The sequence below is a fragment of the Methanobrevibacter arboriphilus JCM 13429 = DSM 1125 genome, from assembly GCF_002072215.1.
Taxonomy (GTDB): domain Archaea; phylum Methanobacteriota; class Methanobacteria; order Methanobacteriales; family Methanobacteriaceae; genus Methanobinarius; species Methanobinarius arboriphilicus.
Map to the genome: position 1 here is coordinate 88,337 of NZ_JXMW01000003.1, position 15,235 is coordinate 103,571.

A 15,235-nucleotide genomic window follows, 5' to 3' on the forward strand; every position below is an offset into this window, starting at 1 on the left:
CTTTTTATTTTCCATTATTTTAATATTATTAAATCTATTTTTAGTTTTATTTTTACATTTTGTTTAATCACTTAAGCAAGTTTAATCACATAAGCAAATATTAATTATTCCATAATGTTTAATTATTAATTATAAATTTTATTTAATAATCTTATTTAATCATAAAACTTATTTAAATCATATAGCTTATTTAGCTTAAGTTTATTTAACTAATAAATCTTATTTAAATTATATAGTTTATTTAATTATATAGCTTATTTAAATCATAAGTTTATTTAACTCATTATTATAAGGAGAATTCTAATGCCAATAAAAGAGGCAGAAAAATCATATGAACATAAAAAAATAGAAAAAGAAGTCCAAGAGGAATGGATTAAAAATCAAGTTTATTCTAAAACAAACCAATTAAGGGAAGAAGGTCCAAAATATTCCTTTTTAGATGGTCCTCCTTATTGTAGTGGTAAAATACACCTTGGAACAGCTTGGAATAAAATTATTAAGGATACTTATCTTCGATTTAAGTCAATGAAAGGCTATTCATTAAGAAGACAGGCTGGCTGGGATACTCATGGTCTTCCTATTGAACATAAGGTGGAACAGTTACTTAATATCAAGAATAAACAACAGATTGAAGAAGATATTGGAATAGCTAATTTTGTTTCAAAATGTAAGGAATTTGCATTGAAAAATAAAGATGCAATGACAAGTCAATTTGAAGATCTTGGAGTATGGATGGATTGGGATAATCCTTATGTGACTTTTGATCCAAAGTACATGGAATCTTGCTGGTGGACTCTTAAAAAAGCACATGAAAAAGATCTTCTTTTAAAAGATAAAAGAGTTATTAGTTGGTGTCCAAGATGTGAAACAGCATTAGCTGCTGCTGAAATAGACTATGAAGATAAAATTGACCCTTCAATATATGTTAAATTCCCATCAACAGAACCCATATTAGACAAAAAAAGTAATCCTGATGCATTAAAAGAGTATTTTTTAGTTTGGACTACTACTCCTTGGACACTTCCAGCTAATTTGGCTATTTGTATGAATCCTGATTTTGATTATTCATTTGTTAAATTTTTCAATGAGATAAAAAGCGATAAAATATCAAACGATTTAATATTAAATAATGAAGGAATATTAATTTTAGCTAGTGATTTAGTTGAAACAATATTTGGTCCAGCTGTAAAAATAACAAATATTAAAAAAGATACTGGTGAAGTAGACGAAAATGGAAAACCTATTAAAGAAGTTGAAGAAATTAGAGAACCTATATATGAAGTTATAAAAATCGTTAAAGGTTCTGATTTAGAAGGTTTATCTTATGTATATCCTCTTTTAGATGAAATTCCCGAACAAAAGAAATTTGATGAAGATAATGAAGATAAATATTCATCTAATGTTCACACAATTTTACCAGGAGACCATGTAGAGCTTGGAGAAGGAACTGGACTCGTTCATACTGCTCCAGGTCATGGACCTGACGATTTTGAAATAGGAAAACAGTTTAATCTTCCAATATTTTGTCCAGTTGATGAAGAAGGGAATTTCACTCAATTTGGAGGCAAATATTCTGGAGAATTTGTTAAAGGTGCAAATCCAAATATTATCAATGATTTAAAGATGAAAAATCTTTTATTTAAGGAAGAAACAATAGAACATAGATATGGAACTTGTTGGAGATGTAAAACTCCAATTATCTATTTAGCTACAGAGCAATGGTTTCTAAAAATAACCGAAATTAAAGACAAAATGCTATCTGAAATTGAAAAAGTTGAATGGATTCCTAAATGGGCAGGTGAAGGAAGATTCCATGATTGGGTTGATAATGCAAAAGATTGGACAATTTCAAGACAAAGATATTGGGGAATTCCTATTCCTGTTTGGGTATGTGAAGATTGTGGAAATATAAAGGTTATTGGATCTGTAAAAGAATTAAAAGATAATTCTATCAATGAAATTAAAGCTAATGATGAAGATTTAGTTCATAGGCCTTATGTTGATGAAATAATTATTAAATGTGATTCACTTGGGTGTGATTGTAATAGCAATGATAAAGTGGAGTCTGATGATCTAAATAATATATGTAATGGTGATATGAAACGTATTCCTGATGTATTAGATGTTTGGATTGATTCAGGAGTAGCTGGATGGGCATCTCTTTATTATCCTCAAAAAAAGGACATGTTTGATGAATGGTTCCCATATGACTTTATAACTGAAGGGCACGACCAAACAAGAGGTTGGTTCTATTCACAACTTGGTACTAGTGTTATTGCATTTGATCAAGTACCTTATAAAAAAGTTTTAATGCATGGCTTTGTCCTTGATGAAATGGGCAAGAAAATGAGTAAATCTCTTGGAAATGTTGTTCAACCTGAAGATGTTATTGAAGATTATGGTGCAGATGTTTTAAGATTCTATCTTTTATGGGCAAGTAAGCCTTGGGATGATCTCAAATTCGTTTGGGACGAGCTTAATAATATAAAAAAGATGTTTAATATTCTTTGGAATGTTTATGTTTTTTCAACAACTTATATGTCTCTTGATAATTTTAATCCAGAAAAGTGTGATTTAAATGATGAAAATAGTGTTGTTCTTCGAGATGAAGATAAATGGATTATTTCTAAAGCTAATTCATTATTAAGGGATGTTGAAGAGGATTTAGGCAATGCATTTTTCCATCAAGCTACAAGAAAGATTAACAGTTTTATATTGGAAGATCTTAGTCGTTGGTATGTAAGACTTATAAGAGGTAGAACTTGGGTTGAAAAAGATGATCCTGATAAGTTAGGTGCATATTATGGGCTATATACTGCAATTGAACTTTTAATTAAAGTTTTAGCTCCAATAGCTCCTCATATATCTGAAAAAATTTATGAAAATTTAGTTAAAGGTACTAAATCTGATGGGAAGCTAAGTATTCATATGGAAGATTGGGATTATGATGAAAATCTAATTGATGTTGATCTTGAAAATCAAATGGACATTGTAAGAGAAATTATTGAAGCTAGTGCAAGAGCACGAGATGTAGCTAAATATAAATTAAGATGGCCTGTAAGTGATATCACGGTTGTTTCTGATGATAATTTTGTTTTTGAGGCTGTCAATAATCTTAAATCCGTTATTAAAGATCAGTCTAATACTAAAGAAGTAATCACTTCAAAAGAGTTTGAAAATATTAAATACATAGCTAAACCAAATTTAAAAACTCTTGGACCTAGACTTAGACAAGATATGGGTTTTGTTAAGAAATATTTAGCTGAAAATGATGGAAATGAGATTAAATCTGAATTAGAAACTAGTGGAAAGATTAATATTTCTATTTCTAATAATAAAAAAGATTCTAATAATGAAAAACAAGAAAATATTAAAATAATTGAATTATCAGTTGAAGATGTTTTATTTGATAATGAACTTCCTGAAGAGATTGTTAGTTCTGATTTTGATGGAGGAAATGTTTTTGTTAATACTCAAATTACTCCAGAAATACTATCTGAAGCTATGGCAAGGGAATTAATTAGAAGAATCCAAGATATGAGGAAAGATATGGATTTAGATGTTGAAGCTAATATTAATGTTGCTGTTGATGCTGATGAAGACTTTAAAACTACAATAGCATCTCAAATTCATTTTATCTCAAATGAAGTTAGAGCTAATAATATTTTGTTTGAAAATATTCATGAAACTTCTATAAATGATAATGATAATAAAGATAATAAATATAAAAAACAATATATTAAAGAGTGGAAAATAGAAAATGAAAATATTATTCTTAAAATTGAAGTTTAAATTATTAAAGCTGAAGCTTAATAATATATTAATATTATTCAAAAACAATTTTATAGGGAGTATGTGTTTTTAATGACTTTAACAGATTCTGAAATTGATTATATTGAACAAATGCTTGGAAGAAGTCCTAATGAGTTGGAAGAGGGAATGTTAGATATAATGTTTTCTGAGCATTGTTCTTATAAAAGTAGTAGGCCAATACTTGGACTTTTCCCTACTGAAGGGGAAAACATTATATTAGGTCCTGGTGATGACGCTGGAATGGTTTCTATAACTGATAAGTTAGCTCTTGCAGTAGGAATTGAAAGTCATAATCATCCTTCAGCTATTGAACCTTATGGTGGTGCTGGAACAGGAATTGGTGGGATTCTTCGAGATATTATTTCAATGGGAGCAATGCCAATAGCACTTTTAGACTCTCTTCGTTTTGGACCTCTTGAGGATCAAAAATCTAGATATCTTTTTGAACATGTTGTAAAAGGAATTTCTGATTATGGTAATCGTGTTGGTGTTCCAACAGTTGGTGGAGAAGTTGAATTTGATGAATCTTTTAGAACAAATCCTCTTGTAAATGTTATGTGTGCAGGAATTGTTGAAAAAGATAATATAGTTAAAGGAATAGCTCCAAATATAGGAGATGTCTTTTTGCTAATGGGTGGACTAACTGGTAGGGATGGAATACATGGTGTTACCTTTGCTTCAGAAGAACTTACATCTGATAGTGAAATTGAAGATAGGCCTGCTGTTCAAGTTGGAGATCCTTTTACAAAAAAGAAAGTTTTAGAAGCTTCTTTGGAAATACTTGAAAATATCGATGTTGCTGGAGTTAAAGATCTTGGTGGTGGAGGATTAACCTGTTGTATTTCTGAACTTGTTGATAAATGTGGAAATGGTGCTTTAGTTGATTTAAATTCAATTCCTTTAAGGGAAGACGGTATGACTCCTTATGAAGTTATGCTTTCTGAATCTCAAGAAAGAATGGTTTTTGTTATTAATCCAAAATATGTAGATGAAGCTTTTGCTATTTGTGATAAGTATGAACTTCCAAGAGCTATTATTGGTGAAGTTACTGATACGAAATTGATGGTTGTTGAAGACACTACTAAAAAAGATGTTAATGGAGACAATAGGATAATAGCTAATATGCCTGCTGTTCTTCTTGCTGACCCTCCTTCTTTAAATCGTGAAATAAGAACTCCAAAAAAAGATAGAAACTATGTAGCTGTTGAAAATCCACCGATTGATCAATCTATATTAAAAATATTGTCTTCTCCCAACATAGCTACTAAAAAATGGGTTTATAAACAATATGATCATGAAGTTCAAGTTAGAACTATTGTAAAGCCTGGTGATGATGCTGCTGTACTTAAAATAGATGATGAAAATGCGGTTGTTCTTAGTTGTGATTGTAATAGTATTCATACTAAGCTTTCTCCTTATGATGGTGGTGCTGGAAGTGTTGCTGAAGCAATTAGGAATGTTGTTTCAATGGGGGCAGAACCTTATGCTGTTGTTGATTGTTTGAATTTTGGAAATCCTGAAAATCCTGAGATACTTTGGCAATTTAAACAATGTGTTCAAGGAATGGCAGATTTAGCTGAAAAATTTGAAACTCCTGTTATCAGTGGTAATGTAAGCTTTTATAATGAAACTGAAGGCATTAAAATTAATCCTTCTCCTACTGTAGGTGTTATTGGTGTGGCTGGCCTTAATAATATTAGAACTATGGAGTTTAAAAATGAAGGAGATAAAATTTTAATTATTGGTGCAACTTATGATGAGATTGATGGTTCTGAATATCATAGAGCTGTTCATGGTCTTGAACAAGGTGAAGCTCCTAAAATTAGAATTGATAATGAAATAAAATCTTCAAAGTCTATTTTAAAACTTTTAGCTAATGATAATGGTGAATTTAATAGTGTTGAAAATATTTCAAATAATACTGTAACTGCGATTCATGATTGTTCTGCAGGAGGAATTGCTATTGCTCTTTCTGAAATGGCAATATCAGGTGGTATTGGGGCTGAAGTCGATCTATCTAATATTCCTATTGAAAATTCTGAAGATATTAATGATAATAACTTATTATTTTCAGAAAGTCATGGAAGATATCTTGTTACAGTTAAATCTAATGAATTAAAGAATGTTTTAGATTATATAGATGTTCCTTGTGCTTGTATTGGGGAAGTTAAAGGAGACTCTTTGAAAATAAGTGGTTATGATAATAATATTAATGTACTTGTTAATGATTTAAAAGATGCATATAATGGTGTAATTGAACAATATATGACATAGTCATGACACATAATATTTTATGAAATAATACTAAACATTTTAGTTTATAACATAATACTAGATATTTTATGTTTTTATATTTTTTATATTTTTCAATAATAAATTGTATTGTTTAGGGAGGATTCATGTTTTTATCAGAATTAATTCCAATGAAGGATGCATTAGATATCCTTGATAAAAATCAGATAATTATGGAAACAGAAATTATTGATTTAAAAAATTCATATTTAAGGGTTTTATCAGAAGAAGTTTATTCTTTTCACGATTCTCCTCCTTTTGATAAATCAGCTATGGATGGTTATGCTGTTATTGCTAGTGATACTTTTGGTGCTTCTCCAAATGCTATAAAAAAACTAAACATCATTGATCAAATTGGTGCTGGAGATTTTTCCAATAAAATTATCAATTCTGGAGAAGCTATTAGAATTGCCACTGGGGCTCCAATCCCAGATGGGGCTGATGCTGTTTTAATGGAAGAATATACTATCACTAATTCTAAAGGATCTTCTGATGAATATATCGAAATTCATTCTCAAGTTACTCCTGGTGAAAATGTATCTTTTCAAGGAGAAGATATTAAATCAGGAGATTTAGTGGTTAAAGATTCAACCATTATTCGACCTCAAGAGATGGGAATTATAGCTTCTGCAGGTATAAGTAATATTGAAGTTTATAAAATACCTAAAGTTAAATTGATTATAACGGGTAATGAATTGATCAATCCTACTAAAAAACTTGAAAAAGCCCAAATAATCAATTCAAATCAATATGTTATATCTTCCATGATTAAAAGTTGTGGAGTTCATGTTGATGTTGTTTCTGCTAAAGATATATTTGAAGAAGTTAAAAAAACTTTATTAGATTCTTCTAAAGACTATGATTTAATTATTACAACTGGAGGGACAGCTATCAGTAAAGGTGATGTTGTTGTAGATGCTGTTGATTCTATTGGTGATGTTTTGTTTCATGGCGTTGCATTAAGACCAGGAAAGCCTGTTGGATTTGGTATCATTGCTAATACTCCTGTATTCATGTTATCTGGCTATCCAGTAGCGGCAATGGGTCAATTTGATGCTTTAGTTCGAAATTTCTTATTTAAAATGCAAAATATTGAATTTAATCCTAGAAAAGAGAAAAGAAGGGCTGATGTTAAAATATATTCTAACTTGGGACGTACTGATTTTATTAGATCTTATGCTGATGATGATAAAGTCAAAGCTGTTTTAAGTAGAGGTTCTGGAATTCTTAGGTCTATGATTGAAGCTAATTCTTATATTATTGTTGATGAAAATCAGGAAGGTATTTCTAAAGATGAAATTGTAGATGTGGTCTTTTTTGAATCTATGAATTGGAATAAATAATTTTTTATATTTAAAAATAACTTTTATAATAATTCTTATAACAATTCTCAAATAATTTTTATAATAATTTTTTATTTAGTAGTTCTATTTTAAATAATAGGATTACTAATAACAAATATTAATAATGTTAACATGTTAATTAGAATAAATTTGTGTAGATTTATTTAGGTTTATGTAGATCTATATAGTTTAGATTTATTTAAATTTATTAGATCAGATCTATTAGATTTGTTTTTGATAAAGAGTGAAATAATGAATGGTTTATGGTATTACGCAATAGCATTTGCAATTATATGGGCTATTGCCCTAATTTTTAAGAATAAACTTACTAATCATGGATTAGAAGTAAATTTTCCACTGTTAATGTGGAAAACCAAAAGACTTAGAGGATTTATAAATAAATTAGCTAATATTTCTCCAAAATTTTGGCGATGGTTTATGAATGTTGGTATTTTCATTTCTTTTGGCGCTATGATTGTAATGACTTATTTACTTCTTTCATCTCTTTCAACAGTATTTGAAACTCCTTCTGTTTCCCTTGTTATTCCTGGAGTTGAAATTCCTGGTTCTCCAATATATATTCCATTTGCTTATGGGATAGTTGCTCTTGCAACTGTATTAATTGTTCATGAATTTTCTCATGGAATTTTATCTAGGGTAGAAAAAATCAACATAAAATCAATAGGTTTATTGTTATTTGCTGTTCTTCCAGGTGCTTTTGTTGAACCTGATGAAGAAGATATGAAAAAAGCTGAAAAAACTTCAAGAATGAGAGTTTATGCTGCTGGATCGATAGCCAACATATCTCTTTTTGTAGTAGCATTTTTAATTACGATGTCTATTTCATCTTTTGTTATTCCTGAAACATTTCATGAGGATGGGATTCAAATAGAAAGAGTTCTTGAAGGAACTCCTGCCTATAACATTCTACAAACTGGAATGATAATAGAGTCTTTAAATGGAGTAAATGTTACAGATGGAAATGCTTATTCAAGTGCTTTATCTACTTTAAAACCAGATGAAACTGTTAATGTCACGACGGACAGGGGAAACTATAGTTTTAAAGCTGGTAAAAATCCTAATAATAATTCTCTTGGTTATATGGGGGTTCAAGCTGTTAAAAATTACCAAATTAATGATAATGTAGCTGATACTTATGGAAATACACTTCCTTGGATTTGGTTTTCACTTCTAGAATTGTTTAATTGGATTGCATTCCTTAATTTAGCTATTGGCTTGTTTAATCTTCTTCCAATGAAACCATTGGATGGAGGACATTTACTTGAAGAGCTTTTAGACTATAAATTATCTGAAAATATTGTAAAACCTATAATAGTCCTTATATCTTCTTTCATGATATTTATAATAGCTATAAGTCTAATCGCTGGCTTAACTGGAGGATTATTTTAATATAATTTATATCTTAATATAATTTATAAAAATTTATAAAATTTTATTTTTATAAGTTTAAAAATGAAATTTCTTTTTTTATTTATTTACATTTCTAATATTTTTTATGTATTGATTTTATTTTCATTTATTTTTTAATAATTTATTGATTACTTTATATTATTTCTTATTTTCATTTTTTTCATTTTTTAAAGCTTTTTTCACTGATTCATAATGTAGTTGAGATGCTAACTGTTTATGGGATTCTTCGTCTGCAAATAATCGTAATTTATGCCCTCTACAAGGATAATGTTGAATTCGAAGACCTGCTTTTTTAGCTAAATTTTCTACATCATCTACATTTTCTCCTAGAATATCTTCAGCCATAAAATTGGTAGCCCCACAGGGTGATCCTCTTATAACATCAATTTCAGCTATTTTTTCTCCTTGGCAGTTTATTTTTATTTTTGGCTTTCCAAACACACTTGTGAATTCATCAAAAACTGGATTTTTTTTACCTATTTCTAATTCACACATTGCATCAGGAACAGAAACATTTTCATATTTTAGAAGTTGATTTTTAAACCCTTCACCTCGCCAAGTTCCGATTATTATCCATGCAACTTTATCATGCAACTTTTCTACAATTTCCATGACCATATCGGCTTGTTTTATATAAGTTATTAATAAATCAAACTTCTTTAATTTTTCAAGGGTATTTTTATCAATGTTTATATCATCTATGAATGTTCCTTTTGGAGATTCTATATTAACCATTTCTACATTAAACTTTTTTTCTATAGTCTTCAATGCTCTTTCTCCAAGATGGGGTTCATCTCTGATAATACCTATATTGATATTCATAATATCCTCTTAAATTTGGTTTTTATCATGTTTTTATTTTTGAAGGTTTATTAAAATTATATTCACATTTTTTTTAATTCAGCTTCTATTACATTTTTCAGTTCTTTAACAGCTTTTTCACCCTCAGAGTCTAATCTAGAAGGGTCTATAACTTTTAAATTTTTCTCTTCTAAAATTTTGTCTATATTATAAGTTTTTTCTGTTTCAATATCTTTTGATTTAAGTATTTTGTTCACACAATCATCTGAACATCCATTTATAGCTATAATGGGATATTTTTTAATAATTTGATTAAATTCTTGATTATCTGCTGCAGTAGCCGTAATACATATAGATAATATATTATCATTCTCGGTTGATAAATCATTACATGCAGCTCTACCAACAAGCCCTAAAGCACTCATTCCATTACATGCAGCTATTGAAATTTTGTTTTCCATTTTTTCACCAACTATTATTCTATATTTAAGAATTTTATAATATTTATAAATATTTTCTAGTTTAATATTATGATAGTTAATAGTATAGTTTATTAATAAAATAATCATTATTACTAAAATAAATATTAATAACTAGTATTAATGATTCATTATTAAAATTTAATTAGAAAATTAGAATAATAAAAAAAATTAGAAGTCAATATATAATCAATTTTTGATTAAAATGAATTAAATGATTATAAATTTAAAATAAAAGTATTAAAATAAGTTATAATGAAAATTTATATTTAAATATCACTATAATTATATAATAGAATATGAGTTATAATAGAATATAAATATAATAGGATATAAACTATATGAAAATGAATTATAATATGAGTTATAATAATATAAACTATAATAAAAATAAAGAAATAAAAATAGATAAATAAAAATAGATAAATAATAAAAATATATTTATAATATATTTAAATTTTTTAGAATATATTTAGAAATATTCAGAAATATTTGGAATAAATTTAGAATGAGTTTTCTAAGATTTATTTAGAAGTATCTTTCTAATATTCCTTCTAATATTTTAGCATGGCGACCTTCGTCTTTAGAACTTTCTTTAAAGAAATCACACGGATCTTCAAGTTTACAATCTCCAGCTTTCTCAGCAGCAGATCTTTTTTCTTTATTAGCCATTAATTCCCCTTCTAACATCATTTCAACATTTTCTTTTAGGGTTGGCTTTATAACTCCATTCATCTCTGCAAATCTAGCAGCATGTTCAGCTTCTTCCCATGCAAGCCTTTTAAAAACTTCAGCTAATTCCCCATATCCTTCTCTAGAAGCTTGTCTGGACATAGCTAAATACATTCCAACTTCCTGGGTTTCCCCCATGAAATTTGCTTTAACTTCCTTCTCTAAATCTGTTCCTTTAGTTACACCTATTTTATGTTCATACTTTGGCATTTTTTCTCCTCGTATATACTATTTTTAAACTTAATATTTTGGTTTTATATGTATAATTTTTAATTTATGTAAATATTTATGAAGTTTGTTGTTATTATAGCTTTTTATTTTATTTTAAACTTCTTTATAATAGATTTATACAAACTTTTTGATAAATTAATTTTTTATTATAATTTTTTAGCTTCTTCAACTAATTTTTGCCCTAACTTGAAACAAGATTCATTTTCTTTTTCATCAGGAACATAATATACTTCATAGTTATCTACAACATCAAATCCATATTCTCCTAAATCTTTAGCTAAAGATCCTGGTGCTCCCCCTTTTCCACCCATGGAACCGAAAGTTATAGCTTTCCTTTCAATTCCTGTTCTTTCAAATTTTAAACCTTTTAAATAGTACATCAAATCTCCAATGCTTGGATAAGGCTGATCATTGATTGTAGGAACTCCAATAGCTATTGCTTTACTATCTAATATACTTTTAACTATTTCACTTCTTTCATCTTCATGTAAAAAGAACATTTCAACATCATATCCTTCTGCCATTACTCCTTCAGCTATTTCATGAGCCATCTTTTGTGTGGAGTAATGCATGGTGTCATATACTATTGTTACTTTATCTTTACACTTTCCAGTTGCCCAATCACTATATGCACCGATAACTTTCATAGGGTCTGTCCATATTTGTCCATGTGAAGGAGCTATCATTTTTATTTGTTCAAGTAATCCAAGTTCTGTAACCTCTTCAAACTTCTTTAAAACTAGTTTAGATAGTGGCACTATGAGATTTCCATAGAATTTTTTGGTAGCATCCATTAAAATATGTTCTGGTATTTCATAATCGAAACGTTTTGAATAGCATAAATGTTGACCAAATGCGTCATTTGGGAATAATATTCCTTCTTCTAGGAATAATGTAAACATACTGTCTGGCCAGTGGAGCAAGAATGCATCTAAGAATGCTAAAGTTTTACCACCAAGATCTAATGTATCTCCTGTTCCAACAGTGATAAATTCAGCTTCACTAATTTTAGGATAATGTCTTTTCAATCCTTTTACAGCTATTTCAGTACAATAAATTGGGGCTTCTGGATATCTCCTATGGATATCTACTAAAACGCCACTATGATCTTTTTCAACATGGTTTTGTATAATTACATCTACTTTAGATTCATTATCAGTTTTTCCTTCTTGTTGAAATGCATCATCTACACGAGCCATTAGTTCTTCGGTTTTCCCTGGATAAGCATTGTCTATCAATGCTACTTTCTCATCACCAAAAACTAAATACGCATTGTAACTTGTCCCATCTAAAGTATATCCATGATAAGTTCTTAAATCCCAATCAAGAACTCCTATCCAATATACTCCATCACCTATTTTTGTTGCTTTTGCCTTCATTTTTTTATCTCCAATTATTTAATATTTTATTAACATTTTATTTAATATTAATATTTTTATTAATATTAAACATATTTGTTCGTATGGATATGAACATATTTAGAGGAACTCATATTTAAATGTTGTTTTTTTGTAATATTTTTTTATCTTATAATAGGTTTTATTTTCTAATATGCATTGTTTTTATAATTCAAATAGCTTTATATGTAGTAAGTTTATGTACGATTAAAAATAATATTATACATATTTTAATTATATTTCCAATATTTACGAACTGTTTTATTTTAATAAGTATCTTTAATAGGATTTATTTTAATTTAAAACATAATTAAACATTATTTTTTAGATTACTAGGATATTATCTAATTATTATTTACTATAAACTTATCTAACCTTTAGTAATTATTTATATTTTGAAAGAAAAAGATTTATATACTTCTTTTTATAGATAAAACTATATATTCTTTCAATATTAAAATAAAATAAATACACATATATAGTTCTATCATGCTAATTTTAATGCTTATATGGCACTGTTAAGATTATAAAAATTTAAATGAATATTAAGAACTTTAAGTAATATTAAGAACTTTAAATAATATTAAAAATCAGTCTAATAATAATTTAATAATAATTTAATAATAATTGATGTCATATTTATAAGGGGTATAAATATGGATTTTACTGATAAAATCACTGAAGCAAAAAAACAAAAACCTATTCAAATTTTTTCCAAAGGTCATAAGGAAATAGGGGTTAATGTAATTAAAAGCCCTGTAAAACTTGTCATACTGTCTATGTTAAAAGATAATGAGATGGAATTTGACGAAATCGTTAAAAATACTGGCAAATCTAAATCAACAATTTCTGTTCATTTAAAATCTTTACGAAATGATGGTGTTATTTCTTTTAAATTTGATCCAGATGATCAGAGAAGAAAAATATTCTATATAAATTCAAGATTTTTAGGAGAAATTGAACCTCCTGAGCCATTTGAACTTGAAGAACAAAAAACTAGCTTTTTATTAGAAAATATTGTAAATAAAGAAATAGATAAAGATGGCAAATTTAATTTTTCACATCTATTATTTCATACATTTAGATCGACATTAATTCAAGAAGGATTTAATATTAATCCAATACTTTATGAATCTGGTCGTCGTATAGGATTAGCTTTGTATGAACAAATTAAAGCTGATGATATAGATGCCTTTATTAAAAATTTAAAAGAATTTTGGAAAGATTATGGATTAGGCCGTTTAGAGCTTAAACTCGGAGAAAAAATAGAAATTACTGCTTATGATTGCTTTGAATGTGAATTGCTCCCTAAAACTGGAAAGCCTGCCTGTTATTTAGATGCTGGTATAATTGAAGCTACTTTATCTTCTTTCTTAAAAAAAGAAGTAAGGGTTATTGAAACAAAATGTTTCACAATGGGCGATAATTGCTGTGTTTTTGAAGTAGAAACTTTAGAATAAGATTTTCAATAATTATAATATTTTTTTTAAATAATTGGATTATATCTAATATTTATTTTTAAGGATTTATTATATCTAATTAATAATATTAGTTTTTATATTAATTACTAATAATTCTTAGATTAATCAAATTACTTTTTGATTAGTTAATAATTAATTTTAGTTAATTGCTAATAATTCTTAGATTGATTAATAATTACTTTTTTGATTAGTTAATAATTAATTTTAGTTAATTGCTAATAATCCTTAGATTAATTAATAATTAATTTTTAGATTATTTATTTTTTTAATTTTAATATCGTTGTTGTTAAATAGGGTTTGTTTTTTGGAAATCCTTCTATTATTTTTTCATTTTCCATTGTACAATTTTGAACAGAGGTAATTTCTTTTTCTCCGCTTTGTTCATATATTATATTTTCTAATTCTTCAGTATTTCTGGATGTTTTCATTAAAACAAAGCTATCTCCTTCTTTAAGTAGCTTGTCAATTCTATCATCTATTTTTGGAATTATCATTAAAATTTCATCTTTTTCTACCAATGGTTTACCAATACTTGAGGCACAAGCTGTAAATGAGTTAATTCCAGGAATTACTTCTATTTTGAAACTTTTTTCCAATCTTTTTTGGACATAGGAAAATGTACTGTATATTGATGGGTCACCTAATGTAATAAATGCAACATCTTGTCCTTTATTTAAATATTTAGATATCAATTCAGAAGCTTCATCCCAATGTTTTTCTAAAGTTTTTTTGTCTTCAGTCATAGGGAAAACAGGTTCTAAAATTTTTAAACTTGGGGTTTGATTTTCAAGATTATCTTTATAATTATATTCGCTCTTTTCATTCTCTCTTTTTTTTATAATCGGATTAATGATTGAAAGAGCTATACTTTCTTTTTTTGGTGCAGATCTAGGAGAACATATAATTGGCACATTTTTTAGAACTTTTAAAGCTTTTATTGTTAAGAGTTCATAGTCTCCAGGTCCAATACCAATTCCAAATAATTTACCTTTTTGTAATGTCAATAAAACACCATTTTCTATTTTTTTATTGGATTAAAATAAATTTGGTTATAAAATTAGTCTTTTTAGACTTATTAATTCTTTCTAGACTTATCAATAATAACAGATGGTTAATTACAAATTCATTTATATAATTAATTTTAGTTAAGCTATAAATAAGTAATTTTAGTTATCAATAACAAGTTTTTAAAACAAATATTATTTTTCATAACCATTAACTATAATTTATTTATA

At 27.4% G+C, this 15,235-nt stretch carries 10 protein-coding genes; 5 read left to right on the forward strand and 5 right to left on the reverse strand.

All coding sequences use genetic code 11. The features are described from left to right. The first annotated feature begins 303 nt into the window (after positions 1 to 303). The 4 genes from ileS (at position 304) to MBBAR_RS02185 (ending at position 8,858) form a co-directional block, all read left to right on the forward strand. On the forward strand, positions 304 to 3,792 hold the full coding sequence (gene ileS / locus MBBAR_RS02170; protein WP_080459645.1) for an isoleucine--tRNA ligase: 3,489 nt from the start codon (positions 304 to 306) through the stop codon (positions 3,790 to 3,792). Positions 3,793 to 3,864: 72 nt separating this feature from the next. After that, positions 3,865 to 6,087, forward strand: a complete 2,223-nt coding sequence (purL, locus tag MBBAR_RS02175; protein ID WP_080459646.1) for a phosphoribosylformylglycinamidine synthase subunit PurL — start codon at positions 3,865 to 3,867, stop codon at positions 6,085 to 6,087. Between the two features lie 125 nt (positions 6,088 to 6,212). Then, positions 6,213 to 7,448, forward strand: coding sequence for a molybdopterin molybdotransferase MoeA (locus MBBAR_RS02180; RefSeq protein WP_080459647.1), 1,236 nt, complete (start codon positions 6,213 to 6,215; stop codon positions 7,446 to 7,448). 252 nt (positions 7,449 to 7,700) lie between these two features. Continuing rightward, positions 7,701 to 8,858: a site-2 protease family protein gene (locus tag MBBAR_RS02185; protein WP_080459648.1), complete on the forward strand. Its 1,158-nt coding sequence runs from the start codon at positions 7,701 to 7,703 to the stop codon at positions 8,856 to 8,858. 159 nt (positions 8,859 to 9,017) lie between these two features. Here the strand turns inward: MBBAR_RS02185 and MBBAR_RS02190 are convergent, their stop codons facing one another. The 4 genes from MBBAR_RS02190 to MBBAR_RS02205 form a co-directional block, all read right to left on the reverse strand. Then, complete coding sequence (locus MBBAR_RS02190; RefSeq protein WP_249025009.1) at positions 9,018 to 9,701, reverse strand: DUF166 family protein; 684 nt, start codon at positions 9,699 to 9,701, stop codon at positions 9,018 to 9,020. Positions 9,702 to 9,763: 62 nt separating this feature from the next. Further along, complete coding sequence (locus MBBAR_RS02195; protein ID WP_080459771.1) at positions 9,764 to 10,141, reverse strand: putative zinc-binding protein; 378 nt, start codon at positions 10,139 to 10,141, stop codon at positions 9,764 to 9,766. 546 nt (positions 10,142 to 10,687) lie between these two features. After that, the gene (locus tag MBBAR_RS02200) at positions 10,688 to 11,101 is read right to left on the reverse strand and encodes a ferritin-like domain-containing protein (protein WP_080459649.1); all 414 of its coding nucleotides are present in this window, start codon (positions 11,099 to 11,101) and stop codon (positions 10,688 to 10,690) included. 167 nt (positions 11,102 to 11,268) lie between these two features. Then, positions 11,269 to 12,501, reverse strand: coding sequence for an FprA family A-type flavoprotein (locus tag MBBAR_RS02205; protein ID WP_080459650.1), 1,233 nt, complete (start codon positions 12,499 to 12,501; stop codon positions 11,269 to 11,271). 674 nt (positions 12,502 to 13,175) lie between these two features. Here MBBAR_RS02205 and MBBAR_RS02210 point away from each other — a divergent pair. Further along, the gene (locus tag MBBAR_RS02210) at positions 13,176 to 13,979 is read left to right on the forward strand and encodes a V4R domain-containing protein (protein ID WP_080459651.1); all 804 of its coding nucleotides are present in this window, start codon (positions 13,176 to 13,178) and stop codon (positions 13,977 to 13,979) included. A gap of 278 nt (positions 13,980 to 14,257) precedes the next feature. Here MBBAR_RS02210 and cobI read toward each other — a convergent pair whose 3' ends face one another. Then, positions 14,258 to 15,004, reverse strand: coding sequence for a precorrin-2 C(20)-methyltransferase (gene cobI, locus MBBAR_RS02215; protein ID WP_080459652.1), 747 nt, complete (start codon positions 15,002 to 15,004; stop codon positions 14,258 to 14,260). Positions 15,005 to 15,235: the final 231 nt, after the last annotated feature.

Bases quoted from the DNA above. Each gene is read 5' to 3' on its own strand.
- MBBAR_RS02195 (WP_080459771.1), bottom strand. From the start codon at position 10,141: ATGGAAAACAAAATTTCAATAGCTGCATGTAATGGAATGAGTGCTTTA.
- MBBAR_RS02180 (WP_080459647.1), top strand. From the start codon at position 6,213: ATGTTTTTATCAGAATTAATTCCAATGAAGGATGCATTAGATATCCTT.
- MBBAR_RS02200 (WP_080459649.1), bottom strand. From the start codon at position 11,101: ATGCCAAAGTATGAACATAAAATAGGTGTAACTAAAGGAACAGATTTA.
- purL (WP_080459646.1), top strand. From the start codon at position 3,865: ATGACTTTAACAGATTCTGAAATTGATTATATTGAACAAATGCTTGGA.
- MBBAR_RS02210 (WP_080459651.1), top strand. From the start codon at position 13,176: ATGGATTTTACTGATAAAATCACTGAAGCAAAAAAACAAAAACCTATT.
- ileS (WP_080459645.1), top strand. From the start codon at position 304: ATGCCAATAAAAGAGGCAGAAAAATCATATGAACATAAAAAAATAGAA.
- MBBAR_RS02205 (WP_080459650.1), bottom strand. From the start codon at position 12,501: ATGAAGGCAAAAGCAACAAAAATAGGTGATGGAGTATATTGGATAGGA.
- MBBAR_RS02185 (WP_080459648.1), top strand. From the start codon at position 7,701: ATGAATGGTTTATGGTATTACGCAATAGCATTTGCAATTATATGGGCT.
- MBBAR_RS02190 (WP_249025009.1), bottom strand. From the start codon at position 9,701: ATGAATATCAATATAGGTATTATCAGAGATGAACCCCATCTTGGAGAA.